Genomic DNA, 25,638 nt, shown 5'->3' with positions numbered 1-25,638 from the left:
CCACCATCGCCTCCGCGACGGCCTTCCTCTACGCAGCCGCCGCCATGGTTCTTATCCGCCGCATCGCGCGAGCGTCATGAGTTCCGGGACGGACTCTGAGCCCGTCCGGCGAGACCTCGACCTTTTCGGCCAGCAGCGGCTTCACCTCCGAATCCTCGCCATAGGCGACGAGCCCCTCGACGACGTGCAGCATCACGGCGTCGGTGTTATCGTCGCGGTTGACGCCCGGATTGATGCTGCGGATGTCGGCATTGAGGTGCACCCGCAGCGTTGCAGCCGCGGCCGGCAAGGCGGCTATGGTCGCAAGGCCCAGTCCGGCGAGGGCGAGGGAAAGGCGGCGTCGGCTGTGCATCGGCGGGTTCCCCTGGTTTTATGATTGGCTTGAAAGCTGAGCTGTACCAGCCGCCTATTCGGCGGCCTGCGCCAGCGTCACCGGCTCGTCGGTGAGGCTGTAGCGGGTGAAGATGCGGTTGAGCGCCGGCAGCGGTGCCACCTCCATCGTGCCCTTGGCCGGCTGCATGATCACCATCGCGACGGTGGCCGAGAGATTGCCGGTGTCGTTGAGGCGCGGCGGCCGGCAGACCGAATGCGGGGTCAGGAAATCGTCGAAGAAGGCCTCTTTCAGATCATCGACCGTGAGCTTGCGGCCGGCCTCGTTCAGCAGCTTCCTGACCCGCCAGTCGCGATAGAAGCTCTCGGGCACGCGCGGGATGCCGGTGTCGGTGATCTTGGTCAGCGCGACCTGGCCGATCCAGTGATTGGCGTGCACGATCAGCCCGTCTTCCGGATAGAGCGGGAAGGCGGCGTCGGGTGCGCATTCGAAGTCGATGCCGAAGCCGGCGACCGTCGAGAGCATCATGTTGTTCGAGCAGGCCTTCGGCGTCGTCGCCACCGCCTTGATCGCGTAGGCGAGATGCTCCTGCTCCAGCACCTTGCGGCGGATCAGGGCGAGCGGCACGCCGGTTTGCCTGAAGTCGCGCTCGCTTTCGAGATAATTGGCGGTGATCGAGATGCCGGCCGCGTTCATGCCGCAACGGGCGAGGCCGCCGGCCTCGACGAAGGTCAGGAAGTCCGGACCGTCCTCGCGGCGCACGCGCAGCACGATCGCCGTCTGAGCGCATTCGGCCTTCCAGTCCCAGTTCTGGCCGTGGATCAATTCGCCCGAGGCGCTGCGCTCGGGCAGGATGATCGCGCCGGTGCAGCCATCGTCGAGCTCCTCTTCAGCCCCGACCGACTTGCTCTTCTCCAGCTTTGCCTTGGCGATCACCTCGGTGCGGGCGTTGATCATGATAACGTCTTCGAGGGTGACGCCGGCGCCGTCGGCGATGCCGCGCATCTCCTCGACATAGTGCTTGCCGAAGGCCTCGATTTCGCGGGCGAACTCGCCGATCAGGCGCGACTTGGCGAGGGCGTCATAGCCGAGATCGCCGAGCTGTCCGCCATAAAGCTCGATCGAGCGCTTGACGCGCCCTGGCACCGCCGCACCATGCTGGCGGCCGCGCTCATAGGGCGTGCCGGAGACATCGACGAAGGGAAAGGGCTCGACCATGGCCGGGTCTCCGCAGGTTCGCGCTGGTGCTGTATTGGGCTATAATGTATTTCATTTCAAACTAAGACAATCAAGAGCCTTTCGATGACGACGCCGACACGATTGCAGCAGGAGATCGCCGAGCGGATCCTCCGGATGGTCCGCGAGGACGGGCTCGAAGCCGGCGCCTGGCTCAACGAGAACAGCGCGGCGCGGCGCCTCAACGTCTCGCGCACGCCGGTGCGCGCCGCGATCGATCATCTCGCCCGGCAGGGGCTGGTGCGACGGCATCCGAACAAGGGCGTCGAGCTGCTGAGCGCGCCCGAGCCATCAGCCGATCTTGGTGCCGGCTCCGATGCGACCGAGCTCGCCATGGTCAAGGTGGCGCAGGACCGCCATGGCGGGCGCCTGCCCGATGAGATCTCCGAGCTCGAACTGATGCGGCGCTACGAGCTCGGCCGGCCCGAGGTGCAGCGCCTGATGGCGCGGCTCGCCGATCTCGACATGGTCGAGCGCAAGCGCGGCTATGGCTGGCGTTTCCTGCACGAGGCGCGGGACCAGTCGGCGCATGACGAACGCTATCGCTTTCGCCTGCTGATCGAGCCGATGGTCTTTCTCGAGCCCGGCTTTGCGCTCGATCAAAGCTGGATCGACGAGATGCGCGCCAGGCACGAGCTGACCCTGTCGCAGCCCTGGAAGGAAAGCTCGGCGATCGGCTTCTATGAGATGAACGCCGATTTCCACGAGGGCCTGGCGGCGGCCTCGGGCAATCGCTTCATCCACTCCGCCATCCGCCGCCAGAACCAGATGCGCCGGCTTTCCAATTACGACTGGACCTATGGCTATGAGCGCGTCGTGGTGAACAGCCGCGAACACCTGCAGATGCTCGCGACGATCGAGGCCGGCGATCTCGAGCTCGCCAGCGCGCTGATGCGCAGCCATCTCCAGCGCGCCATGCAATTGCGCCGGCCGGACGGGCTGGACTGAGGCGGATCGGCATTCTCGCTATTGTCTTTTAAATTCAAGAAAGACATCATACGGCGATCCCTAGCGAGGACCCGCTGATGACCGCGCATACCTTTGCCGCCGAAAGCCGCCGCGACAACGCTCCCGACGCATTCTGGATGCCGTTCACGCCGATGCGCGCTTTCCGGCAGGCGCCGCTGCTGTTCGAGCGAGCCGAGGGCATGCACTACGTCACCCCGGACGGACGGCGCGTGCTCGACGGCATGGCCGGGCTCTGGTGCGTCAATGCCGGGCACGGCCAGGCGACGATCACCGAGGCGATCCGCGCGGCCGCCGGCCGGCTCGATTTCGTCTCGTCGTTCAAGATGAGCCATCCCGACGCGCAGGCCTATGCTGCCAGGCTCTGCGACTTCGCGCCGGAGGGCATCGACCACGTCTTCTTCGTCAATTCCGGCTCGGAGGCGGTCGACACCGCCCTGAAGATCGCCCGCGCCTATCATCAGGCCCGCGGCCAAGCCTCGCGCACCAAGCTGATCGGCCGGGCCAAGGGCTATCACGGCATGGGCTGGGGCGGGCTCTCGGTCTCCGGCATTGGCCGGCACAAAGCCGTCTTCGGGCCTTTGCTGCCCGATGTCGCGCATCTGCCGTTGCCCTATGATCGCGCCAGTATGGCGTTCTCGCGCGGCCGGCCGGAAGGCGGGCTCGCTGCGGCGGAGGCGCTGGAGACCCTGCTGCAGGTCCATGATCCCGCGACGGTCGCGGCTGTCATCGTCGAGCCGGTGACGGGTTCCGGCGGGGTCTATCCGCCGCCGCAGGGCTATCTCGAACGCCTGCGCGCGATCTGCGACCGGTACGGCATCCTCTTGATTTTCGACGAGGTGATCACCGGTTTCGGCCGCCTCGGCGCGCCCTTCGCGGCGCAAGCCTATGGCGTCAGGCCCGATCTGATGAGCTGCGCCAAGGGCATGACCAATGGCGCGGTGCCGATGGGCGGCGTCCTCGTCGCCGGTCCTGTCTACGAGGCCTTCATGCCCGGCCCGCCCGAGGCGATCGAGCTCCTGCACGGCTACACCTATTCGGCCCATCCGCTCGCCTGTGCAGCCGGCCTCGCGACGCTCGACGTCTTTGCCGAGCAGGACATCCTGGGTAGCCTCGCCAAAGTGCTGCCGCTCTGGGACGAGCGGGCGCACCGGCTGAAGGGCGCGGCCCATGTCGTCGACATCCGCACCGCGGGCCTGCTCTGCGCGATCGATCTTGCGCCGCGTCCCGGCGCCGATGGCGCCAGAGGCGGGGAGGCGAATGCGCTCTGCCTCGATGCCGGCGTGCTGATCCGCAATGCCGGCGACACGCTGGTGCTGTCGCCGCCACTGGTGATTGCGCCGGAGGAGGTCGAAGAAATCTTCGCCGCGATCGAAGGGGCGCTGGGGCAGATCGACTAAAGCCTGCGCTCCCGAACCTCGCCGTCTTTCCGGGGCGCTGCACAGCAGCGAGCCCGGAATCCAGAACCGACGCGTGTCTGTACTAGGGCGCGGCCATGGCAGCGCTTTTCCGGATGCCGCCTCGGCTCTGGATTCCGGGCTCTTCGCTCCGCGAAGCCCCGGAAAGACGAGCTTTCCTCAGGCCCACTCGCCCTTGCGGAAGACCGCTACGCGGCTGCCGTCCGGCTTGATGCCGTCGATATCAACCTCGCCCGAGCCGATCATCCAGTCGATATGGATCAGGCTCTTGTTGCCGCCCTGCGCCGCGATCTGCTCCGGCGTCAGCGTGGTGCCGTCGATGAAGCACTTCGAATAGCACTGGCCGAGCGCGATGTGGCAGGAGGCGTTCTCGTCGAAGAGCGTGTTGTAGAACAGGATACCGCTCTGCGAGATCGGCGATGAGTGCGGCACCAGCGCGACTTCGCCGAGCCGGCGCGCGCCCTCGTCGGTGTCGAGCACCTTGTTCAGCACCTCTTCGCCGCGGCTCGCCTTGGCTTCGACGATCCGGCCTTCCTCGAAGCGCACCTGGATATTGTCGATCAAGGTACCCTGATAGGAGAGCGGCTTGGTCGAGGAGACATGGCCCTCGACGCGGCGGGCATGCGGGGTGGTGAAGACCTCCTCGGTCGGGATGTTGGCGTTGCAGGTGACGCCGTTCTTGGCGGTCGAGGCGCCGCCTTCCCATTCATGGCCGTCGGCGAGCCCGATCGTGAGATTGGTGCCCGGACCGGTGAAATGCAGCGCCGAGAAGCGCTGGCCGTTCAGCCATTTGGTCCGCTGCGCCAAAGCGGCATTATGCTCCGCCCAGGCGGCGATCGGGTCGTCGCGGTCGACCCGCGATGCCGCGAAGATCGCCTCGGCGAGACGGGCGACCGCGACCTCCTCGGCATCGTCAGGGAAAACCTGCTGGGCCCAGGCCGCGCCGGGATAGGAGACGATGTTCCAGTTGATGTCGAAATTGGCGATCTTCTCCAGCGCCGGCTGGTAGGCGATCGAGTTCGCCTTGTTGGCGCGCGCGACCTTGGCCGGGTCCTGCTCGGCGAGCAGCATCGGATTGTCGCCGACGATGGCGAGGCGGGCCGTGTTAGCGGCGAAGGCCTTGCCGACACCCTCATAGAGCCAGGACGGGGCGCGGTCGAAGCTCGCATCCTGCCCAAAACGATAGCGCGCCAGCGTCAGCGCCTCGTCGGAGAGGATCGGCGTGACCAGACCGGCGCCGGCCTGGTAGGCGTGCTCGGCGATGCGCCGGACCAGCGGAAGCGCCGCGACCGGGGCGGTCAGGAAGAGATCCTGTCCCGGCTGCAGATTGAGGCCGACCTTGACCGCGACCTGTGCCAGCTTATCGAGCTTGGCGGCATCGATGCCGGAGACGTGCTTGTTCATGGAGGCCTCGTCGAACTGATTTTTGAGAGGCCGCATTGCTGGCGGAAATCCTGTCCGGGTCAACCTTTCCTGAGCAGATGACGCATTCGCTCAGCGCCGGTCGGGCCGGGTGCGCCTTGCCTTGGAGCGGTCGCCGCGCCAATCGGCGACGGACATGGTCGGCAGGTCGAAATAGTCGCGTGTCGTGGCATAGCCATGCCCGCCCATGCGGCCGATCGCATCGAGCGCGACCGGATCGACGTAGTGCTTGACCTGATCGACCGTGTCGGCGCGGAAATGCGCATAGACGACCTCGCCCAGAATGATCTCGCGCGAATTGCCGATGCCGAGCGTGGTGTGGTGGCGGCATTCGAAGGCGGCCGGCGCCTGGCCGATCCAGGGGCAGGGCACCTTGACCCCGGGCATGGCGGTGAGGCCGGCCTCGGCCAGTTCGTCCGTGCCCGGCTCGAACGGCACGGCACAGGCATTCATGCCGTCGAGCAGCGCGTCGGAGACGATATTGACGGTGAACGCCAGTGTCTCGCGGACATTTCGGCCGGTGTCCTTCTGCCCGCCGGTCTGGCGATATTCGACGCCAAGCGCCAGGATCGCCGGATCGGCCGAGAGGCAGTTGAAGAAGGAGAACGGCGCGGCGTTGACGACGCCATTGGCGTCGATCGTGGTCACCAGCGCGATCGGACGCGGCACCACCGCGCCGATCAGCAGCTTGTAGCGCTCGCGCGGGGTCAGCGCGGCAAAGTCGAAGGTGACGATCTCGGCGGCAGCCGGCCGGTCCTGCGTCAGGGGCTGGGTCACGATGGGGTCAATCCTTCGCTCAAGGCATAGGGTGCGAGCACGTCGCGGATGTCGCGTTCGCCGCGCGGCGCCAGCAAGGCGCGGGTGACGACCGATTGCAGGTGGTCGTCCATCAGCGCGGCGGCGCGGGCGGCGTCACCGGCGCGCAGCGCCTCGATCAATCGGCGATGCTCGGAGACGGCGCATTCGGAGGAGTGCGGCCGGCCATAGATGGCGAGGATCAGCGAGCAGCGCGACGAGGCCTCCTGGACATAGCGCAGAAGCAGCGCATTACCGGTCATCTCGGCGAGCTTGATGTGGAACTCGCCGGAGAGGCGGATCGACTCCGGCCCGTCCCGCTCATGCGCCTTTTCCTCCAGCCGGACATGGGCTTCGAGCTCGGCCGATTGCGCCGGCGTCAATCGGCCGGCGAGGTTCTCGGCGACGAGGCGCTCCAGCCCGCGCCGGACCTCGAAGACGTCGCGCGCTTCCTCCAGCGTCGGGTAGGCGACATTGGCGCCGCGATTGGGCTTGAGCTCGACCAGACCCTCGACGGCGAGCCGCCCGAACGCCTCGCGCACCAAAGTGCGGCTGACGCCGAGCTGCTCGCCGATCGCATCCTCCGGCAGCTTCACGCCCGGCTTCAGCGCCTGCTCGATGATCGCGCGCCGCAGCGCCTTGTAGACAGCCTGGGCACGCGGCACCGGCGCGCTCGCCTCGGCCGTCTTGCCGTCGGGTCTAGGCTTGTTCGCAGCGAGCGGGCGGGCAGGGCGCGGCATGAATCGAGTTTCCGCTTGTCTTCAATAATCGCATACAATACGGTTCTTCTATCGTATGCAAGTTTGCTGAATTATCGCACACGAGATGGCGCGCAAAGCGTCACGGTGATCGCAGAGGTGGCAACGGAACGGCATTCCCCGGCGCGCCACGCGGGCCGGCGAGCAACGAGAAGGGGAGAGATCGATGACGAAGGCCTGGTTGTTGGCGGCGGTTGCCGCGCTTGCGCTCAACGGCGCAGTCGAGGCGAAGACGCTGAAATGGGGCTCGGCCCGCGAGATCGCCTCGCTCGATCCCTATTCCTTCGGCGAAACCTTCACGCTGTCGGTGCTGAACCATGTCTATGAGGGGCTGGTCCGCTATACCGGCGATCTCAAGATCGAGCCGGCGCTGGCCGAGTCCTGGGAAACGGTGAGCCCGACCGTGTGGCGCTTCAAGCTGCGCCAGGGCGTCAAGTTCCACAACGGCAACCCGTTCACGGCCGACGACGTCATCGCCTCGCTGGCGCGCGTCACCCACGACACCTCGCCGCTCAAGGGCAATCTGCCGGCCTATAAGAGCTCGAAGAAGATCGACGACTACACCGTCGAGATCGAGGTCAACGGTCCCTATCCGCTGCTGCTCAACGATCTCACCAACATCTTCATCTTCGACAAGGAGTGGATGGAGGCGAACAACTCGCTCCTGCCTACCGATTCCGGCAAGGGCGTGAAGGGCTACGCCACCGACAACGCCAACGGCACCGGCCCGTTCAAGGTCGAGAGCCGGCGTGCCGACGCCAAGACGGTCTTCGCCAGGAACACGGCGTGGTGGGATAAGCCGCAGCACAATATCGACGTGATCGAGTTCGTGCCGATCACCTCGTCCTCGACCCGGGTGGCGGCGATGCTCTCCGGCGAGATCGACTTCACCAATGTCGCGCCGCTGCAGGACCTGCCGCGCCTCACGGCCTCGACCGAGGTCAAGGTGCTGCAGACCAACGAACTGCGCTCGGTCTTCTTCGCCTTCAACCTGACCGACAAGCTCATCGAGAGCGACGTCAAGGACAAGAACCCCTTCAAGGACATCAAGGTGCGCGAGGCGCTCTATCGCGCCATCGACATCGATGCGGTGCAGAAGCGGGCGATGCGCGGCCTGTCGCGCAACACCGGCGCGCTCGTCGCCCCGGCGATCCCCGGCTACGAGCCGTCGCAGGACCAGCGCCTGCCCTTCGATCTCGCCGGCGCCAAGAAGCTTCTCGCGGAGGCCGGCTACCCCAACGGCTTCTCCTTCCTGATGAACTGCCAGAGCGACTCGCTCGTCAACGAGGAGGAGTTCTGCCAGGCGGTGGCGGCGATGTGGTCGCGCGCCGGGTTGAAGCCCAATCTCAGCCTCGCCCCGCGCAGCCAGCAGGCGCCCAAGCGTGTGAAGGGCGATTTCGACCTGATCTCCTTCGGCTGGGCCAATGAGCCGATGATCGACGCCTATTCGCTGCTGGTCCAGGTGCTGCGCTCGAAGAGCGGCACGGGCGGCGTGTTCAACTGGGGTAATTGGGGCGATCCGCGCATCGACGCGCTGGTCGACAAGGCCGGCGTCGAGCTCGATACGCCCAAGCGCATCGCGCTGATGAAGGAGGCGCTGAAGATCGCCAAGGCCGAGCAGCTCTTCATCCCGCTGCACCAGCAGCCGATGGCCTGGGCGATGCGCAGCACCGTCGCCTCCACCGTGCAGGCTTCGGACAACAAGCCGCGGCTGTGGCTCACCATGATGAAGTGAAGGCGCGCATAGCGCTTCTGGTGTGAGGTCGTCCCGGCCGGAGCCGCGTAGCGGCGCAGAGCCGGGACCCATGCCTGAACCGTTCCGGAATGGATCCCGGGTCTCCCTTCGGTCGCCCGGGATGACCAGACATCAAGTCGGCAGCGGAGTCCCCCAATGCCCGCCTTCCTGTTCAAGCGCTTCGTCAACGCCGCCGGCGTCATGCTGGCGGTGGCGTTCCTCGCCTTCCTGACCTTCCGCTTCGTCGGCGACCCCGTCGAGCTGATGCTGAACGAGCAGGCGAGCCAGGCGCAGCGCGACGAACTGCGCACAAGGCTCGGGCTCGACAAGGGCTTTGTCCTCCAGTTCGCGACCTTCGTCGGCAATGCGCTGCGCGGCGATTTCGGCATCTCCTATCGCAACCAGCAGGAAGTGTTCACGCTGATCGCCGAGCGTTTCCCGGCGACCTTCGAGCTTGTGCTGGTCGCGACCTTCCTGTCGCTGGCGGTCGGCATACCCCTTGGCGTCTACACCGCGATCCGACGAGAGAGCGTCCTCGCCAAGGCGCTGCAGTTCGTCTCGGTGCTCGGCGTCTCCCTGCCGAGCTTCGCGCTCGGCATCCTGTTCATCCTGGTGTTCTCGGTGAACCTGCAATGGCTGCCGGCCTTCGGCCGCGGCGAAGTCGTCCAGATCGGCTGGTGGAGCACAGGGCTGCTGACTTCCTCCGGCCGCAAGGCGCTGATCCTGCCCGGCATCACGCTCTCGCTGTTCCAGATCACGCTGGTGATGCGGCTGGTGCGGGCCGAGATGCTGGAGACGATGCGGACCGATTTCATCCGCTTCGCCCGGGCGCGCGGCCTGCCGGCCCGGGCCGTGAACTTCCGCCACGCTTTGCGCAACTGCCTGATGCCGGTGATCACGGTGACAGGCCTGCAGATCGGCAATCTCATCGCGTTCGCACTGGTCACCGAGACGGTGTTCCAATGGCCGGGCATGGGCATGCTCTTCGTCCAGGCCGTCACCTTCGTCGATATCCCGGTGATGGCGGCCTATCTGATCGTCGTCTCCTTCATCTTCGTCTCGCTCAACACACTGGTCGACCTGACCTATGCCTGGGTCGATCCACGCCTGCGCGAGGACGCGCTCTCGGGAGGCGCCAATGCCCGCTGAAGCCGCCAAGCCCGGCCGCCTGCGCCGCTTCCTCGACAGCGATATCGGCTGGAGCTTCCGGCGCACACCGGCGGCCTGGCTCTCGGCGCTGGTGCTGGCGCTGCTGATCCTGACCGCACTGTTCTGCCCGCTGATCGCGCCGCAGAACCCGCACGACCTCGCCCAGATCTTCATCGACAAGGCCGAGATCCCGCCGATCTGGTCGGCGGACGGCGAATGGCCCTTCCTGCTCGGCACCGATCCGCAGGGGCGCGACGTGCTCTCCGCCATCCTCTACGGCACACGGGTCTCGCTGATCATCGGCTTCTCGGCCGTCATGGTCTCGATGGCGATCGGCGTCTCGCTCGGTCTGATCGCCGGCTTCTATGGCGGGCGCATCGACAACCTCTTGATGCGGCTCGGCGACACCGTGTTGTCGATCCCAACGCTGCTGATGGCGATCCTGGTTTCGGCGATCTTCCGCGAATTGCTGCCGCCCAGCCTGCGCGACCCCTTCGCCGCGGCAGTGCTCGTTCTCTCGATCTCGCTGACCAGCTGGGTGCAATACGCCCGCACCGTGCGCGCCTCGACCATGGTCGAGCGGCGCAAGGAGTATGTGCTGGCGGCGCGAATCATCAAGGTGCCGGCGGGGAGGATCATGCGTCGGCACATCCTGCCGAACACGCTGACCCCGGTGATGGTCGCAGCCACGCTCAATCTCGGCCTCGCCATCCTCTCGGAAGCGACTTTGTCCTTCCTCGGGGTGGGCATGCCGATCACCCAGCCCTCGCTGGGCACGCTGATCCGCATCGGCAACCAGTATCTTTTCTCCGGCTCCTGGTGGCTCGTCGTCTTCCCCTCGCTGCAGCTCGGATTGATCGTGCTCTCGGTCAACCTGCTCGGCGACTGGCTGCGCGATGCGCTGAACCCGAAGCTGAGGTGATGGGGATGAGACGGATGAACCTCTCCGTCTTTCCGGGGCTTCGCGAAGCGAAGAGCCCGGAATCTATGAACGCTGGCGGCGCAGAATCTTCGCTGCCATCGCCGCGCCTACCCTCTTGGCCCCGTGTTCATGGGTTCCGGGCTCGGCCCTTTGGGCCGCCCCGGAATGACGGGGAGGTTCCGAACCTAGAACAAGCACAAACGAGGATACGCTTGCGATGACCGCCTCCCTGCTGCTCCGCAATGTCCGCCCCTATGCCGGCAAGGCCGTCGACCTCCTGATCGAGAACGGCAAGATCGCGCAGCTCGGTACGAACCTTTCCGCGCCCGCCGGCGTCGCGATCGAGGACGGCAAGGGTGATATCGTCATCCCCGGCCTGGTCGAGGCCCACACCCATCTCGACAAGAGCCTGCTCGGCCTGCCCTGGTACACCAACGAGGTCGGCCCCAAGCTGCTCGACAAGATCGACAATGAGCGGGAGAACAAGAAGCGGCTCGACATCAATCCCGAGCGCCAGTCCGCCCGTCAGAGCATCCTCTCCTCGCTCAAGGGCACGACCCATATCCGCAGCCATGTCGATGTCGACACCGAGCACGGCCTGTGGGGCGTCGAAGGCGTGATGCAGACGCGTGACGCCTATCGCGACATCGTCGACATCGAGCTCGTCGCCTTCCCGCAATCGGGCCTGCTGCGCCGGCCAGGCACGCTCGAACTGATGGATCAGGCGATGCAGGCCGGCTGCGAGATCGTCGGCGGGCTCGACCCCTGCACGATCGATCGCGACCCCAAGGGCCATCTCGACGCCGTCTTCGGGCTCTGCCAGCGCTATGGCAAGCCGCTCGACATCCATCTGCACGAGCCGGGCGAAGTCGGCGCCTTCTCGCTCGACCTGATCATCGAGCGCACCCGCGTGCTCGGCATGACCGGCAAGGTCACCGTCAGCCACGCCTTCTGCCTGGGCACACCCGACCCGGCCCTGATCGATCCGTTGATCGAGGAGCTCGCCGAGCTCGACATCGCGATCATGACGACGGCGCCGGCGAGCCGCCCGGCTCCGCCGGTGAAGAAGCTGCTGCAGGCGGGCGTGCGCATCTGCTCCGGCTCCGACGGCATCCGCGACACCTGGAGCCCTTACGGCAACGCCGACATGCTGGAGCGGGCGATGTTCGTTGGGCTGCGCAACAATTTCCGCCGTGACGATGAGGTCAGGCTGGCGCTCGACGTCTGCACCATCGAAGGCGCCAAGGTGATGGAGATCGAGGACTACGGGCTCGAGGTCGGCTGCGTCGCCGATCTCGTCCTGCTGCCGGCCGAGTCGATTGCCGAAGCCGTCGCGACCCGTCCGCCGCAACGCCGCGTGATCAAGCGCGGCAAGATCGTCGCCCGCGACGGCGTTTCGATCAGGACCGCGCCGTGAGCCTGCAAGCCAAGCAGCGGCCGCAAGGCCGCATCCTGATGACCGCGCGCTGGGTGGTCGGCCACAAGGACGGCCGCCATCGCCTCTATGAGAACGGCGAGGTCGTGTTCGAGAACGGCGAGGTCGTTTTCGTCGGTCACGCCTTCCCGGGCGAGGTCGCCCGGCGCCTCGATTACGGCCACGCCCTGATCGGGCCGGGCTTCATCGATTGCGACGCGCTTTCGGACCTCGACACCACCATCCTCGGCTATGACAACCAGCCGGCCTGGAAGAAGGGCCGCGTCTGGCCGCGCAGCTATCTCGAGGCTGGCCCCTACGAGATGTATACGCGCGAGGAACTGGCCTTCCAGAAGCGCTATGCCTTCTCCCAGCTGATCCGCAACGGCATCACCACGGCGCTGCCGATCGCCTCGCTGTTCTACCGCGCCTGGGGCGAGACGGTGCAGGAATTCGAGGATGCCGCCGAAGCCGCCGCCGATCTCGGCCTGCGCGCCTATCTCGGTCCGGCCTATCGCACCGGTAACCAGCTGGTCGAGACCGACGGTCGTATCGTCACGCATTACGACGAGCCGCGCGGCCTCGCCGAGCTCGACGCCGCCATCGATTTCGCCCGGCGTCACGACGGCGCGGCCGGTGGGCTGATCCGGGCGATGCTCGCGCCCGACCGCATCGAGACCTCGACGGCCGAGCTGCTGCGCCGCACCGCCGCCGCGGCGCGCGAGGTCGATATCCCCGTCCGCCTGCACTGCTGCCAGTCGAAGATCGAGTACGATCTCGTTCTCGCCCAGCACGGCATGAGCCCGCCGGAATGGCTGGAAAGCCTCGGCTTCCTCGACCAGCGCTGCCTGCTGCCGCATGGCACGGTGGTTTCCGGCAGCCGCCTGATCGACCGTCCTGGCCGCGACCTCGAGATCATCCGCGATTCCGGCGCCAGCATCGTGCATTGCCCGCTCGTCTCGGGCCGGCACGGCAATGCCATCAACCATTTCGGCAGCTACCGTGCCATGGGCCTCAATATCGCCATGGGGACCGATACCGCCCCGCCGGACATGGTGATGAACCTGCAGGTCGGCATGATCCTTTCCCGCACCATGGCCGGCAATCTCGGCGCCGTGCGCTCCGAGGATTACTACGACGCTGCCACGATCGGTGGCGCCAATGCGCTGCGGCGGCCCGATCTCGGCCGCCTCCAGCCCGGCTCGCGCGCCGACATCACGGTCTTCGCGTTGGACCGGCCCCATAGCGGCCAGGTCATCGATCCCATCCAGACGATGATGCTGACCGGCCATGGCCGCGATTTTTCGACCGTGGTGATCGACGGCCGCTTCGTCATGGAGGACCGGGCCATCCCCGGCCAGGACGAGGCCGCCGACAACATCCGCGCCCAGAAGCAGTTCGAAGGCGTGATGGCGCGCTATCCGGAGCGCACCTTGGGCCATCCGCCGATGAGCGAGATCTTCTCGTCGAGCTACCCGATCGAACGCAAGGAGGACGGCGCGTGAACGCCCAGTCAGCGCTGCTTTCGGTGCAGGATCTGCGCATCGTCTTCGACGGGCGGCGCGGCCCGCTGACGGCGCTCGACGGCGTCTCCTTCGAGATCGCGCCGGGTGAGATTTTGGGCGTCGTCGGCGAGTCCGGCGCCGGCAAGTCGCTGACCGGCACGGCGGTGATCGGCCTGCTCGATCCGCCAGGACGGCTGGCCGGCGGCGAGATCAAGCTCTCCGGCCAGCGCATCGACAATTTACCGGGCGAAGCGATGCGCAAGCTGCGCGGCCGTCGGATCGGCGCGATCTTCCAGGACCCGCTGACCTCGCTGCATCCGCTCCTGACCGTCGGCGAGCAGCTGGTCGAGACCATCACCACGCATCTGCCGGTGAGCAAGAGTGAGGCGCGCAAGCGCGCGCTCGACCTGCTCAAGGAGGTCGGCATCCCCGCCGCCGAGACGCGGATCGACCACTACCCGCACCAGTTCTCCGGCGGCATGCGCCAGCGCGTCGTCATCGCGCTCGCGCTTTGCGCCGAGCCGATATTGATCATCGCCGACGAGCCGACGACGGCGCTCGACGTCTCCATCCAGGCGCAGATCACCACGCTGCTGAAGCGCCTCTGCCGCGAGCATGGCACCGCGATCATGCTGGTGACGCATGATATGGGCGTGATCGCCGAGACGGCCGACCGGGTCGCGGTGATGTATGCCGGGCGCGTCGTCGAGATCGGCCCGGTCGAGGAGGTGACGCGCCGGCCGCGCCATCCTTACACCGCTGGTTTGATGGCCTCGATCCCCAGCGTCCACCGCCGCAATGCCCATCTCAACCAGATCGACGGCTCGATGCCGCGGCTGAACGCGATCCCGACCGGCTGCGCCTTCAATCCGCGCTGCGGCTTTGCCACCGATCTCTGCCGCGAGCACAAGCCCGGCCTGCCGGCATCCGGCCATGCCGCGGCCTGCCATTTCCCGCTGCGGGAGATCGCCCATGGCTGAGGCGAACACCATCCTCGAGGTTACCGCCGCCTCCTGCCGCTTTGACGTCTCGGCGCCGGCGCTGTCGCGGCTGTTCTCAGCTGAGCCGCGCCGCATCCTGCGCGCGGTCGAGAACGTCTCGTTCAGCGTCGAACGCGGCACCACTTTCAGCATTGTCGGCGAATCCGGCTGCGGGAAGTCGACGCTGGCGCGCATGGTCGTCGGCCTGCAAAGGCCAACGCAGGGCATGCTCGACTTCAAGGACATCAAGCGCGCCGACGGCTCGGTCGGGCCGCCGCGCGTGCAGATGATCTTCCAAGACCCTTACGCCTCGCTCAATCCGCGCTGGCGCGTCGGCGACATCATCGCCGAGCCGATCCGCGAATTGAAGCTGCGCAAGGACGAGAGCGAGACGGCGACCCGTGTCGGCGATCTCCTAGAGATCGTCGGCCTGTCGCGCGCGGATGCGAGCCGCTTCCCGCATGAATTCTCCGGCGGCCAGCGCCAGCGCATCTCGATCGCCCGCGCGCTGGCGACCGAGGCGGACTTCCTGGTCTGCGACGAGCCGACCTCGGCGCTCGACGTGTCAGTTCAGGCGCAGATCCTCAACCTGATGGTCCGGCTGCAAAAGGAGTTCGGGCTGACCTATCTCTTCATCAGCCATAATCTCTCGGTGGTCCGGCATATGTCGGACCATCTCGCCATCATGTATCTCGGCCGCTTCGTCGAGAGCGGGCCAGCGGAGGACGTGTTTGGCCGGCCGCGCCATCCCTATACGCGGCTCCTCCTCGACACGATCCCCGATGTCGAGAGGCCGAACCGAGAGCGGCGGCCGATGTCGGGCGAGGTGCCGAGCCCGATCGCGCCACCGCCGGGCTGCGCCTTCCATCCGCGCTGCGTACAGGCGGTCGAGCGCTGTCGCACCGAGGCGCCGGCGCTGCGGCGCGAGGGCGAGCTGGAGATCGCCTGCCATTTGGCTTGAACGTTCCCGTCATGGCGAGCGCAGCGAAGCAACCCAGGAGCGGCAGGGCGAAGTGGCTTGTTCCCCATAGATCGCTTCGCTGCGCTCGCGATGACGACAGCGCTCAGCAGAAGTCGAAATCGACGCCTTCGTCGGCCTGGAGCACGTGCTCGTCATAGAGCCGATCATAGCCGCGGCGTTCTCTGGCCGGCGGCTGCGGCAAGGCAGCCCGCCGCGCTGCGAGCTCGGCCTCGTCGACCAGAAGGTCGAGCTTCCGCTCGGCGACGCTGAGCCGGATGCGGTCGCCATCCCGGACCAGCGCCAGCGGGCCGCCGACCGCCGCCTCCGGCGCGACATGCAGCACGATCGCGCCATAGGCGGTGCCGGACATGCGGGCATCGGAGATGCGGACCATGTCCTTGACGCCCTTGGCGGCGAGCTTGCGCGGGATCGGCAAATAGCCGGCTTCCGGCATGGCGGCGGCACTCTTCGGGCCGGCGTTCTGCAGGACGAGGATATCGTCCGGACCGACATCGAGATCGGGATCGTCGATGCGGGCGGCGAGATCTTCCAGCGAGGAGAAGACGACGGCGCGACCCTCATGCTCCAGCAGGCGCTTCTCGGCCGCTGCCCGCTTGACGATCGCACCGCGTGGGGCGAGCGAGCCGAACACGGCGACGAGCCCGCCATCGGGATCGACCGGCTCCGCCCGCGAGCGGATGATGGCGCGGTCGACCTGGTCGGCGAGGGGCAAGTCGATCAGCTCGCGCAGTGTCTGGCCGGTGATCGTCAGGCAGTCGAGATGGAGCAGATCGCGGAGTTCCTTCAGCACGGCCGGCACGCCGCCACCGGCGAAGAAATCCTCCATGTAGTTGTTCCCGACTGGCTTCAGGTTCACCAGAACCGGCGTCTCGTCGGAGAGCCGGTTGAGGCGGTTGAGGTCGACCTTGATCTCGGCGCGGCGGGCGATCGCGGTGAGGTGGACGACGGCATTGGTCGAGCCGGAAATGGCGAGCAGCACGCGCCAGGCGTTCTCGATCGCCTGCTCGGTGACGATCCGGCGCGGCAGCAGCGTTTGCGTGCCGATCAGTTCGACGGCGCGCTTGCCGCTTGCCTCGGCGCAGCGCAGGCGGTCGGCATGGACGGCCGGGATCGCGGCCGAGCGTGGCAAAGCGAGCCCCAGAGTCTCGGCGATGCAGGCCATGGTCGAGGCGGTGCCCATCACCGCGCAGGTGCCGGCCGTGGTCGCGAGCCGGCCTTCGACCACGTCGATCTCTTTCTGGTCGATCTCGCCGGCGCGGAAGCGCGCCCAAAAGCGGCGGCAATCGGTGCAGGCGCCCAGCCGCTCGCCCTTGTGGCGGCCGGTCGACATCGGCCCGGCGACGAGCTGAACGGTTGGGACATTGGCCGAGAGCGCCGCCATCAACTGGGCCGGCACGGTCTTGTCGCAACCGCCCATCAGCACGACGGCGTCGATCGGCTGGGCCCGGATCATCTCCTCCGTGCCCATCGCCATCAGGTTGCGGAACTTCAGGCTGGTCGGGTTGAGGAAGACCTCGCCGAGCGAGATGGTCGGGAACTCGACGGGCAGGCCGCCGGCCATCAGCACGCCGCGCTTCACCGCCTCCAGCAATTCTGGGAAGTGGCGGTGGCAATTGTTGAAGCCGCTATAGGTGTTGGCGATGCCGACGATCGGCCGCGCCAGGGCCTCGTCGGAATAGCCCATCGAGCGGGCGAAGGAGCGGCGCAGATACGCTGCGAAGTCCGGGTCGCCGTAATTGGTCAGCCCCCCGGCGATGCCGCGCCCCTTAGGCTTGTCGCCTGCCATGCCCGCTTCTCCCTCGACTTGTTCTGAAGAAGAAGCTTGCCGGGATCGCCGGCGCTGTCGAGGCCGCCTCATGCAGGGCGGTCTCGCACTGGACACTCAGTAGCCGAGGGCGCAGCCGTCCTTGCGCGGGTCGGAGCCGCCGGTCAGCGTGCCCTTCTCCCAGTCGATCCAGATCGCCTGGGCGCCGCCCATCGGCGATTTCGGCATCTCGACCTTGAAGCCGCGTCCGGTCAGGGCCGCGCCGACGCTGTCGCGCAGGCGCTTTTCCGTCTCGACCGTGTTCGTGCCCGGCAGCGGGAAGAGGCGCGGCAGGTCGATCGCCTCCTGCAGGTCGAGGCCGTGGTCGAACAGCTTCGCCAGGAAATGGGCATGGCCCATCGCCTGGTAGTGCCCGCCCATCACGCCGAAGGGCATGACGACGCGGCCGTTCTCGGCGAGCATGCCGGGGATGATGGTATGCATCGGGCGCTTGCGCGGGGCGATCGCGTTCGGGTGACCCTGCTGCAGCACGAAGCTCTGGCCGCGATTGTGGAAGAGCACGCCGGACTTCTTGGTCATCAGCCCGCTGCCATAGGGCGAGAAGATCGAGTTGATGAAGGAGACGGCGTTGCGGTCCTTGTCGACGACGCTGATATAGACGGTGTCCTTGTGCTCGGCCCCGCCGGGAATGACCGGCAGCGGATCGAGTGCGCGATTGGGATCGATCATCCCGGCGAGTTCGTCGGCTAGCTTGTCCGAGAGCAGATGCTCGACCGGCACCTCGGCCTTGTCGGGGTCGGCGAGGAAGCGGTCACGGGCGGCATAGGCGAGACGGGTGGCTTCCAGCTCGATATGCAGGTTCTCGGCCGCGAGCGGGCCGCCCTTGGGCTGGAAGCGCTCGAGGATCTTCATGATCAGCAGTGCGATCACGCCCTGGCCGTTCGGCGGGCACTCATAGACGGTGCGGCCGCGGAAGGTCGCGCTGACGGGCGTGACGTATTCGCCCTCGGCGGCGGCGAAATCGTCCGCCGTGTGCAGGCCGCCCGCGGCCTGGAGATAGTCGACCATCTCGCGGGCGATCGCGCCACGATAGAAGGCGTCGCGGCCCTCGCGGCCGATCGCTTCGAGCGTCTCGGCGAGAGCCGGCTGACGCTGGACCGTGCCGGCCAACGGAGCCTTGCCGTCGACGAGGAAGGTCGCGGTGGCGTTGGCGTCCTGGATCAGGGTCTCGTGCTGGGCGGCGAGGTCATAGGCGACGCGCGGCGTCAGCGCATAGCCGTCGCGGGCATAGGCGATGGCGGGCGCGAGGACCTCGGCCAGCGGCAGGCGGCCATGATCCTTGACGAGCCGGGTCCAGGCGTCGATTGCACCAGGCACTGTGACGACATGCGGGGAGTGCCGCTCCAGCGTGGTGATGCCGGCCTTCGCGTACCAATCCAGCGTCGCGGCGGCGGGCGTGCGGCCCGAGCCGTTATAGGCGATGAGATCGGTCGATCCGCCCTGCGAATAGAGCACGAAGCAGTCGCCGCCGACGCCGGTCGAGCCGGCCTCGACGACGCATTGCACGGCGCAGGCGGCAATCGCCGCATCGATCGCGTTGCCGCCGGCCTTCATGATGTCGAGCGCCGCGAGCGTCGAGGCAGGATGCGAGGTCGCCGCCATCGCATTGCGGCTGATGGCGAGGGAACGGCCGGGAAGCTCGAGATCACGCATAGGCTAGCTTTCGTGGAGATAGGGGCCGGCGCTCGTCGCCGGCCATGCGGAATGAAGCGAAGGGCGCTCAGCCCTTGCGCAGATTGGTGAAGACCGGGACGCCGTTCAGCATGCCCGTCAGGTTCTTGCGATAGGCGACCGGCTGGAGGTACTGCCCGGCGGGGACGTAAGGCACGTCCTGCATCGCCTGCAGCTCGATCTCGCGGGCGATTTCCTTCTGCTGTGCCGAGTCAGCCGCGGTCAGGAAGCGGGCGCGCAGTGCCTCGATCTGGGGGCTGTCGGGCCAGCCGGGGCTGCCCTTGGCGCCGTTGCCACGCAAAGGCGAGCTCGTCGCCGGCGAGCCGAGATCGAGCCCGGCCCAATAAGTGACGTAGCAGCTCCAGCCGCCCTGCTCGACCGGGTTGCGGCTGCTGATGCGTTGCAGGACGGTGCCCCAGTCGGCGGCGACGAAGTCGACATTGACGCCGATCTTGCGCAGCGCATCCGCCGCGACGTCGCAGACCAGGGCGATGCGCGGCACGTCCTGCGCCGCAAGGAAGACGGCGCGCTCGCCCTTGTAGCCGGCCGCGGTGAGCTCCTGCTTGAGCTTGCCGAAGTCCTTCGGGCCCTTCAGGACCTTGGCCGCGACGTCGGATGCCATCGGCGAGTTGTTCGGGAAGAAGCCGATGCTGCCGCGCTCGACCTGAGGATCGCCGCCGCAGACCGCGTTCATGCACTCCTCCTGGTCGATCGCCTGGAGGATGACGCGGCGGATCGCCGGATTGTTGAAGGGCGGCTGCAGATGGTTGAGCCGCAGTTGCCCGGCCATTCCGGTCCGGTCCTTGACCTCGACCGTGATGTTCGGGTCCTTCCGCAGCAGCGGCAGCAGGTCGATGATCGGCTGCTCGACCCAGTCGACCGCGCCGGTCTGCAAGGCCGAAACCGCGGTCGCGGCATCGGGCATGACGGTGAACTCGATGCGGTCGAGATAGGGCGTGCGCGGGCCGGCGGTGAAGCTCGGCGTGCCCTGACGCGGAACGTAACCCTCGTGCCTGGCATAGACATGGCGGGCGCCGGCGATGCGCTCGGCGGTGAGATAGCGATAGGGGCCGCTGCCGATCGCTTCCGGTATCTGCTTGAACGGGTCGGTTGCGGCGAGGCGCTCCGGCATGATCGCGGCGACGAGCGCGCTTGGGCGGGCGAGCGCCGCCGGCAGCTGTGGGAAGGGCGTTTTCAGGCGGAAGACGATAGTGCGGTCATCGGGCGCGGAAAGTTCGTCGGTCACCGCCATCAGTGCCTGGCCGAAGGTGTCGCGGGCGCCCCAGCGCCTGATCGAGGCGACGGCGTCGCGCGCCAGCACCTTGCTGCCATCATGGAAGACGAGGCCGGGCCGCAGCGTCAGCGTCCAGCGCTTGCCGTCCTCCTCGACGACATGGCCCTCGACCATTTGCGGCTGCGGCTGGAACTGGTCGTCGAGCCCGTAGAGCGTGTCCCAGACCAGCAGCGCGTGGGTGCGGGTCGAATAGCCGTTGGTCCAGATCGGATCGATGATCGCGACGTCGGAATAGGGCACGAAGCGCAGGGTCTTGGCATCCTGCGCCGTAGCGAGATGCGGCGCGGCCGGCAGGAAGGCGGCCGCGGCCGAGGCTTTCAGGAACTGGCGTCGATCCATGGTTGATCCCCTCATTGTTCTGGCTGGCCCTCGGGCGTCCCCGGCAGTGCGGCCTTCTGTCGGGCCGCTCTGTGTTCACGTTCAGATCTGGGCGCTGACAGACCGGGTCGATGACATGCCTGCCGCCTGATCGCGGCTGCGCAGGAACTCCGCGAGGCGCGGCGCGGTGCGCAGAACGTGGTCGCGCATCACCGCCTCGGCATGCTCGGCATCGCCAGTCCTGATCGCCTCGACGACCTCGTCCTGGCGCTCGGTGGCATGGGCGGGCTGGGCGACATGATGGAGCCAGACCCGCATAGAGGGCTCGACGGCGATGTGCAGCGCCGCGATCTGGGCGATCAGCTTGGGGCGCCGGCTGAGGCCGCAGATATAGGCGTGGAATTCCTGGTGCTTGGTCAGCCAGTCGGCGCCGCCGGCCGCACCGGCACGGTGCATGCGGGCGACATGGTCGTCGAGTTCGGCCAGCGCCGCTGCATCGAAGCGCGGCATGGCCAAGCGAACCGCGAGCCCCTCCAGCACGGAGCGGATCTCGAACAGCTCGTAGATTTCCTCGATGGTCAGGCCGGAGACGACGCAGCCGCGATTGGGGCGGATGAGGACGAGGCCTTCATTGGCGAGGCGCTGGAACGCTTCGCGCACCGGCATCCGGCTCATGGCGAGCTCGCGCGCAATCGTCTCCGGGATCAGGCGCTCGCCCGGCTGATAGCGGCCGCTGCGGATGTCCTGGAGGATGGCGCGATAGGCCTCGTCCTGCGCCGTCGCGGCCATGCTTTTCGAGGCGAAGCCCATCCCGTTTCCCCGCAAGCCGTCTGCACTCGGTCACGTGCTCTGTATGAGTGTATCCACTATTACAAAGCCAGAACTCAGCGTCGCGCAAGGGTTTCCTAGCGTGGGGCAGCGCGATAGCGTCGGAGGGTCAGAGCGCGGCGATGTAGAATTCGAGATAGCGGCGGGCGACTTCGTGCCAGGAATAGGATGCGAGGTTCGAAAGACGCGGACGCGTATTGCCGGGATAGCGGACCAGATCGGCATGAGCCTGCTCGACGGCCAGGGCAGACTCGTCCGCATCGGCGAAATCGACGGTGCGGACGACCGGGAACTTGCTGGCGAGGCCAGCGAAGGCGGCATTGGGCTGGACGACCGGCACGAGGCCGGCGCTCATCGCCTCGACCAGCGCCAGGCCGAAGCCCTCGAATTCGGAGGCCGAGACGAAGAACGAGGCGCGGCTCATCACCTGCCTTGCGGCGGTATCGTCGAGGCCGAGATGCAGGGTGACGTTCTGCGCCATGCCGGCATCGGCGATCGCCTTGCGCAGCGCCTCCTCGGTCCAGTCCGAGGCGACGCCGAGCATGTCGAGATGCCAGGACGGATCGCGCCGCGCCAGGGCCGCCATCGTCGCGATCAGCCGGTCCGGCCGCTTGTTCTTGGAGAAGCGGCCGATGCTGACCAGGCGCCGCTGCGGGTCGGGACTGGAGGCGCCGGCGAATTTGTCGAGGTCGACGCCGTTCTCGATCACCCGGACCTTGCCGGGCGCGAGCCGCTCGAACATGCGGGCATCGCTCGTGCTGCAGCCGGCGATGCCGCGATAGACCTGGGCCGAGAGCCGGGTCGGGCCGTTGAACCAGAGCTTCTTCAGACCGGCGAAATCGGCGGTGTGGAAGAAGCCGCCATGGGTGGTGGCGACGAGCGGCTTGCGGTGGAGCAGCCACCCCACAGCGAGCGCGTCGAAGAAGAAGTCGATCGCGTGGACATGGACGAGATCGGCCTCGCGCAGATGCTTGAAGACCTTGGGCGCGAGCGGATAGCGCGTCGAGCCACGGAACGGGATGCGGGTGATGGGGATGCCGTCGATCTGCTCGCTCGCAGGCAGGATGAGCTCGGGCCGGGAGAACAGCCGATCGAGCGTCACCACAGAGGGCTTGAGGCCGAGCGCCAGCTGCGCCCGACAGAGATTGGCGACGACGTCTTCCAGCCCGCCGCGATTGGGCAGGAATTGGCGCACGACATGGACGATCCGCGTGCCGGCCGGCAGAATGGGCGCGGCGCGATGGGAGAAGGGGGCGGTCACGGTTTGGCCTCCCGGCCGCAAATGGCGCTCGGCCGCTTGGTCTTCAAGCGTTCCAGCAGCACCTTCATCTGCGGGCGCTCACCGGCCTTGGTCGGCTCGAGGTTGAAGATGTAGTCCGCCGGCCACCAGGGTCCGGCGCCCCAGGCGGTCCAGCCGAGCCATTGCTGCGGATTGGCGTCGACCTTCGCCGCCATCTGCCTGAGCGCAGTCAGGCATTCCGGCCTGTTCGAGGCGGCGAACTCGCCGAGGAAGCCGCGGCGGCCATTGGTCTTGAGCCAGGCGGTGACGTCGTCGATCGCCTTGAGCGCATTGGCGGCGGCCGAGCATTCCGGGGCGCGGCCGGAATAGTCGGCATCGAGATATTGATGGAAATCGTAGGCGTAGCGATCGAGCGGGTCGACGACGCCGAGGAGGTCGCGGCCGTTGTTGCCGACCGGCAGGTCGGAGGTCCAGCTATGGGCGCCGCCATAGGCCGTGCCGGTGACCAGCAGAAGCTGCTTGGCGCCCGCCTTGCGGATCGCGGCGATGGCGGCGTTCTGGATCTTCGCCCAGTCGGCGCTGTGGATGTCGTGGGGCTCGTTCATCAGCGAGAAGGCGAGCTTGGGGCGGTCGCGATAGTGCTCGGCGAGCCGGCGCCAGACATCGGCGAGCGCTTCGGCCGGGAGATCCTTCGAGCCGAGCTGCTTCTTGGCGTAGTAGCCGTAATTGTGCAGGTCGATGATGGCGATCAGCCCAGCCTCGTTGATCCGGCGCACCGTCTGGTCGAGATAGGCCAACTCCATGATGTCGAGGCCACCATTGAGCCGGGGCTGGATGCGTTCCCAGCGGAAGGGCAGGCGGATGGCGCTCGCGCCGAGCTTGCCGAGCCGCTGGATCGTCTGTTCGCCGGGATAGGTGTAGTCGGTGTCGATCTTGCCGGGCGTCTCGCCGAATTCGGCGCCCGACAGGTTGACGCCGCGCAGGCACGTTTCCGCCTGCGCCGGCAAGGCGGTGAGCAAGGCCAGAGCGAGTGCGGCCAGCCTCATGGCGCGACGATCCGCAAGAGCGCATCGAGCAGCCGGCGCCCGGCGGCGAGATGGGTGAAGTTGTGGTCGGCGTTCGGAATGATCGTCAGCGAGGCGTTGGGATAGGTGGCGAGGCGTTTCCCGCCCTCATCAAAATAGGTTTGGAATTCTGCGATGCCGACATCGCCATCGGCATAGATCAGCGACACGTCGACCTCGCGCGCGGCGAGCTTGGCAAAATGGCGATGGCATTGGTGGTAGAGCCGGCCATGCTTGGTCAGTCGCCCGAGCACGGGCGCGAGCTTGATCGAGAGCTGCTTGCGGTAGCGATAGATCAGATAGCGTCCCGCCGATCCGACGCGCAGCTTGCCGGTGAGCAGGCGGCGCAGGCCGTCCTTGCGAGCCAGCGTCGCGCCGAGATCGCCCGTGCTGCGATGGGCATAGCGGATCGCGTCCTCGACACTCTCGTCGGGATCCCAGACGAAGCGCTCATTGTTGACGATGACGAGGCGGCGTATGCGCTCGTCGACCACGGCGGCGTGGAAGGCGGCGTAGGCGCCGCTGCAACGCCCGATCAGGACGGGCGCGTCGAAGCCGCGCGCCTGCATGGCGTCGATGGCGAGGCGGACATCATCGATCTGCGCCTGCGAATAGAGGGTCTCTTCCGGTTCGTCGGGAGCCGTGCCGCTATCGCCGACGCTGCTGGCATCGAAGCGCAGCGAGGCGATGCCGCGCGCCGCGAAGGCGCGCGCCTGGTTCAGGGTGACCCGGGCCCAGCCGATATGGTAGTCGCGGCCGGCATTGACGAAGAGGACGAGTTCCCGCGCCGCCGGCCCGAGCGGTTCGCAGAGCACGCCGAACAGGCGCCCCTCCGGGCCAAAGCGGATCGGCCGCTCGACGAAGCCGTCGCCGAGGAGGCCTTGTGCCGGGCCTGGCGGCTGTGGCGTCCTGGCATCGGGCGCGGAGCCCGCCGCCTGAGCGCGCGCGACGATCCAGTCGACGATACCGGCGATCGTCGCCTTGGGCGGGCGAGCCGTGACCGAATCTGTGGTCAGCGTGTCGTAGCCCTCGTAGTCGCGCTGCGTGACGGTGGCGCCGAGGCCGGAGAGCATTTCGGCCAGGGTCGCGTCGCCACCATGGCCGGGTCGCGACAACAGCAGCACTTGCTTGGATGGCGCCTGTCGCAGCGTACCTGTATCGAGCGTGGCGAACGCAGACAGGCGGCCGGGTGCGATGCGCAGGCCGGCCACGGCGCAGTGCGTTTCATCGTCGGGATCGATACCCATGCCGATCCGGTCCGAGACGATGCGCGACCAGACCGAGAGTTCCCGCACATAGCGCTTGCCGTTGCCGACGGGCGCCAGCAACACGCTTGCCGCGACAGGCGCGAGGTCCTCGGCGAGCTTGAGCGCCAGGGCGCCGCCAAGTCCTTGGCCGAGCAGGACGAGGCGCTCGCAGCCGCTGGCGCGGCGCAGAAGGTCGGCGGCGGCGCGGATCGTCTCGAACCAGTCGTCAAGCCCCTGCGGATCGGCGGCTTCATGGGCGTCGCCCTGGCCGGGGTAGTCGAAGCGCAGGCAGGCGATGCCCTTGTCCGAGAGCGCTTGCGCCAGGCTGCGCCAGGTCGCGCGCAGGCAGAATTCTTCATAGCCGATGGCGCTGAGCATCAGCACGGCGACCGGGGCGTGGCCGGAATGGAAGACGCCCATGCTGCTACCGAAGGTGACGGGCTCGCCAAAAGGCGAGGTCGTGGCGTCGGGGTCCAAGACGGGATGCAGCGCGCTCCGAACCGATGTCTGCATCGATGATGGAGCTGCTTCGGCGTAA

21 protein-coding genes are annotated in these 25,638 nt (G+C 67.2%); 9 read left to right on the top strand and 12 right to left on the bottom strand.

Annotated features, from left to right (window positions below; genetic code table 11):
* Nucleotides 1-28: 28 nt before the first annotated feature.
* Complete coding sequence (locus ACFPOB_RS05255) at nt 29-352, bottom strand: hypothetical protein (RefSeq protein ID WP_377796468.1); 324 nt, start codon at nt 350-352, stop codon at nt 29-31.
* 54 nt (nt 353-406) lie between these two features.
* Entirely contained in the window at nt 407-1,549 is a 1,143-nt protein-coding gene (locus ACFPOB_RS05250) for a C45 family autoproteolytic acyltransferase/hydolase (RefSeq protein WP_377796466.1), read from the bottom strand.
* 84 nt (nt 1,550-1,633) lie between these two features.
* Between ACFPOB_RS05250 and ACFPOB_RS05245 the strand changes: the two genes are divergently transcribed.
* Both ACFPOB_RS05245 and aptA read left to right on the top strand, forming a co-directional pair.
* Nucleotides 1,634-2,515, top strand: a complete 882-nt coding sequence (locus ACFPOB_RS05245; protein ID WP_377796465.1) for an FCD domain-containing protein — start codon at nt 1,634-1,636, stop codon at nt 2,513-2,515.
* A 77-nt stretch (nt 2,516-2,592) separates the two neighbouring features.
* Nucleotides 2,593-3,933 carry an omega-aminotransferase AptA gene (aptA, locus tag ACFPOB_RS05240; protein ID WP_377796463.1) on the top strand — a complete coding sequence of 447 codons (1,341 nt, stop codon included), beginning with the start codon at nt 2,593-2,595 and terminating at the stop codon, nt 3,931-3,933.
* A gap of 177 nt (nt 3,934-4,110) precedes the next feature.
* Here the strand turns inward: aptA and ACFPOB_RS05235 are convergent, their stop codons facing one another.
* From ACFPOB_RS05235 to ACFPOB_RS05225, 3 genes are all read right to left on the bottom strand, one after another.
* Nucleotides 4,111-5,355 (bottom strand): aminopeptidase, encoded by a 1,245-nt coding sequence (locus ACFPOB_RS05235; RefSeq protein WP_377796461.1) that lies wholly within the window; start codon nt 5,353-5,355, stop codon nt 4,111-4,113.
* 90 nt (nt 5,356-5,445) lie between these two features.
* A complete protein-coding gene (locus tag ACFPOB_RS05230; RefSeq protein WP_377796460.1) occupies nt 5,446-6,150 on the bottom strand; it encodes a flavin reductase family protein in 705 nt (234 codons plus the stop codon).
* On the bottom strand, nt 6,147-6,908 hold the full coding sequence (locus ACFPOB_RS05225) for a GntR family transcriptional regulator (protein WP_377796459.1): 762 nt from the start codon (nt 6,906-6,908) through the stop codon (nt 6,147-6,149). The genes ACFPOB_RS05230 and ACFPOB_RS05225 overlap by 4 nt, the downstream gene beginning before the upstream one ends.
* A gap of 184 nt (nt 6,909-7,092) precedes the next feature.
* On the opposite strand from ACFPOB_RS05225, the gene ACFPOB_RS05220 reads away from it, so the two are divergent.
* From ACFPOB_RS05220 to ACFPOB_RS05190, 7 genes are all read left to right on the top strand, one after another.
* Nucleotides 7,093-8,661: an ABC transporter substrate-binding protein gene (locus ACFPOB_RS05220; RefSeq protein ID WP_377796457.1), complete on the top strand. Its 1,569-nt coding sequence runs from the start codon at nt 7,093-7,095 to the stop codon at nt 8,659-8,661.
* A 156-nt stretch (nt 8,662-8,817) separates the two neighbouring features.
* Nucleotides 8,818-9,810: an ABC transporter permease gene (locus tag ACFPOB_RS05215; RefSeq protein ID WP_377796456.1), complete on the top strand. Its 993-nt coding sequence runs from the start codon at nt 8,818-8,820 to the stop codon at nt 9,808-9,810.
* Nucleotides 9,800-10,732, top strand: a complete 933-nt coding sequence (locus ACFPOB_RS05210; protein WP_377796454.1) for an ABC transporter permease — start codon at nt 9,800-9,802, stop codon at nt 10,730-10,732. Before ACFPOB_RS05215 ends, ACFPOB_RS05210 begins: the two co-directional genes overlap by 11 nt.
* A gap of 217 nt (nt 10,733-10,949) precedes the next feature.
* On the top strand, nt 10,950-12,149 hold the full coding sequence (locus ACFPOB_RS05205; protein WP_377796452.1) for an amidohydrolase family protein: 1,200 nt from the start codon (nt 10,950-10,952) through the stop codon (nt 12,147-12,149).
* Between the two features lie 38 nt (nt 12,150-12,187).
* Entirely contained in the window at nt 12,188-13,651 is a 1,464-nt protein-coding gene (locus ACFPOB_RS05200) for an amidohydrolase family protein (protein ID WP_377796470.1), read from the top strand.
* Complete coding sequence (locus ACFPOB_RS05195; protein WP_377796451.1) at nt 13,648-14,631, top strand: ABC transporter ATP-binding protein; 984 nt, start codon at nt 13,648-13,650, stop codon at nt 14,629-14,631. Before ACFPOB_RS05200 ends, ACFPOB_RS05195 begins: the two co-directional genes overlap by 4 nt.
* On the top strand, nt 14,624-15,592 hold the full coding sequence (locus tag ACFPOB_RS05190; RefSeq protein ID WP_377796450.1) for an ABC transporter ATP-binding protein: 969 nt from the start codon (nt 14,624-14,626) through the stop codon (nt 15,590-15,592). The genes ACFPOB_RS05195 and ACFPOB_RS05190 overlap by 8 nt, the downstream gene beginning before the upstream one ends.
* 103 nt (nt 15,593-15,695) lie before the next feature.
* Here the strand turns inward: ACFPOB_RS05190 and ACFPOB_RS05185 are convergent, their stop codons facing one another.
* The 7 genes from ACFPOB_RS05185 to ACFPOB_RS05155 all read right to left on the bottom strand — a co-directional run bounded on the left by ACFPOB_RS05185 (nt 15,696) and on the right by ACFPOB_RS05155 (nt 25,613).
* A complete protein-coding gene (locus ACFPOB_RS05185; protein WP_377796449.1) occupies nt 15,696-17,399 on the bottom strand; it encodes an IlvD/Edd family dehydratase in 1,704 nt (567 codons plus the stop codon).
* A gap of 96 nt (nt 17,400-17,495) precedes the next feature.
* Entirely contained in the window at nt 17,496-19,091 is a 1,596-nt protein-coding gene (gene ggt / locus ACFPOB_RS05180) for a gamma-glutamyltransferase (RefSeq protein ID WP_377796447.1), read from the bottom strand.
* Nucleotides 19,092-19,158: 67 nt separating this feature from the next.
* On the bottom strand, nt 19,159-20,742 hold the full coding sequence (locus ACFPOB_RS05175; protein ID WP_377796446.1) for an ABC transporter substrate-binding protein: 1,584 nt from the start codon (nt 20,740-20,742) through the stop codon (nt 19,159-19,161).
* Between the two features lie 81 nt (nt 20,743-20,823).
* Entirely contained in the window at nt 20,824-21,531 is a 708-nt protein-coding gene (locus ACFPOB_RS05170; protein WP_377796445.1) for a GntR family transcriptional regulator, read from the bottom strand.
* Nucleotides 21,532-21,658: 127 nt separating this feature from the next.
* Nucleotides 21,659-22,810, bottom strand: a complete 1,152-nt coding sequence (locus tag ACFPOB_RS05165) for a glycosyltransferase family 4 protein (protein ID WP_377796444.1) — start codon at nt 22,808-22,810, stop codon at nt 21,659-21,661.
* Complete coding sequence (locus ACFPOB_RS05160; protein ID WP_377796443.1) at nt 22,807-23,835, bottom strand: glycoside hydrolase family 5 protein; 1,029 nt, start codon at nt 23,833-23,835, stop codon at nt 22,807-22,809. Before ACFPOB_RS05160 ends, ACFPOB_RS05165 begins: the two co-directional genes overlap by 4 nt.
* On the bottom strand, nt 23,832-25,613 hold the full coding sequence (locus ACFPOB_RS05155) for an alpha/beta fold hydrolase (protein WP_377796442.1): 1,782 nt from the start codon (nt 25,611-25,613) through the stop codon (nt 23,832-23,834). Before ACFPOB_RS05155 ends, ACFPOB_RS05160 begins: the two co-directional genes overlap by 4 nt.
* Between the last annotated feature and the right edge of the window lie 25 nt (nt 25,614-25,638).

The sequence above is a fragment of the Allobosea eneae genome, from assembly GCF_042657265.1.
GTDB lineage: Bacteria > Pseudomonadota > Alphaproteobacteria > Rhizobiales > Beijerinckiaceae > Allobosea > Allobosea eneae.
The sequence above is the reverse complement of the archived record's forward strand: the minus strand, read 5'-3'. Positions and strand labels throughout refer to the sequence as shown.

Coding starts and splice junctions, on each gene's coding strand:
- ACFPOB_RS05185 (WP_377796449.1), bottom strand. CDS start 17,399: ATGGCAGGCGACAAGCCTAAGGGGCGCGGCATCGCCGGGGGGCTGACC.
- ACFPOB_RS05155 (WP_377796442.1), bottom strand. CDS start 25,613: ATGCAGACATCGGTTCGGAGCGCGCTGCATCCCGTCTTGGACCCCGAC.
- ACFPOB_RS05220 (WP_377796457.1), top strand. CDS start 7,093: ATGACGAAGGCCTGGTTGTTGGCGGCGGTTGCCGCGCTTGCGCTCAAC.
- ACFPOB_RS05250 (WP_377796466.1), bottom strand. CDS start 1,549: ATGGTCGAGCCCTTTCCCTTCGTCGATGTCTCCGGCACGCCCTATGAG.
- ACFPOB_RS05175 (WP_377796446.1), bottom strand. CDS start 20,742: ATGGATCGACGCCAGTTCCTGAAAGCCTCGGCCGCGGCCGCCTTCCTG.
- ACFPOB_RS05170 (WP_377796445.1), bottom strand. CDS start 21,531: ATGGGCTTCGCCTCGAAAAGCATGGCCGCGACGGCGCAGGACGAGGCC.
- ACFPOB_RS05215 (WP_377796456.1), top strand. CDS start 8,818: ATGCCCGCCTTCCTGTTCAAGCGCTTCGTCAACGCCGCCGGCGTCATG.
- ACFPOB_RS05235 (WP_377796461.1), bottom strand. CDS start 5,355: ATGAACAAGCACGTCTCCGGCATCGATGCCGCCAAGCTCGATAAGCTG.
- aptA (WP_377796463.1), top strand. CDS start 2,593: ATGACCGCGCATACCTTTGCCGCCGAAAGCCGCCGCGACAACGCTCCC.
- ggt (WP_377796447.1), bottom strand. CDS start 19,091: ATGCGTGATCTCGAGCTTCCCGGCCGTTCCCTCGCCATCAGCCGCAAT.
- ACFPOB_RS05160 (WP_377796443.1), bottom strand. CDS start 23,835: ATGAGGCTGGCCGCACTCGCTCTGGCCTTGCTCACCGCCTTGCCGGCG.
- ACFPOB_RS05255 (WP_377796468.1), bottom strand. CDS start 352: ATGCACAGCCGACGCCGCCTTTCCCTCGCCCTCGCCGGACTGGGCCTT.
- ACFPOB_RS05200 (WP_377796470.1), top strand. CDS start 12,188: ATGACCGCGCGCTGGGTGGTCGGCCACAAGGACGGCCGCCATCGCCTC.
- ACFPOB_RS05225 (WP_377796459.1), bottom strand. CDS start 6,908: ATGCCGCGCCCTGCCCGCCCGCTCGCTGCGAACAAGCCTAGACCCGAC.
- ACFPOB_RS05190 (WP_377796450.1), top strand. CDS start 14,624: ATGGCTGAGGCGAACACCATCCTCGAGGTTACCGCCGCCTCCTGCCGC.
- ACFPOB_RS05210 (WP_377796454.1), top strand. CDS start 9,800: ATGCCCGCTGAAGCCGCCAAGCCCGGCCGCCTGCGCCGCTTCCTCGAC.
- ACFPOB_RS05205 (WP_377796452.1), top strand. CDS start 10,950: ATGACCGCCTCCCTGCTGCTCCGCAATGTCCGCCCCTATGCCGGCAAG.
- ACFPOB_RS05245 (WP_377796465.1), top strand. CDS start 1,634: ATGACGACGCCGACACGATTGCAGCAGGAGATCGCCGAGCGGATCCTC.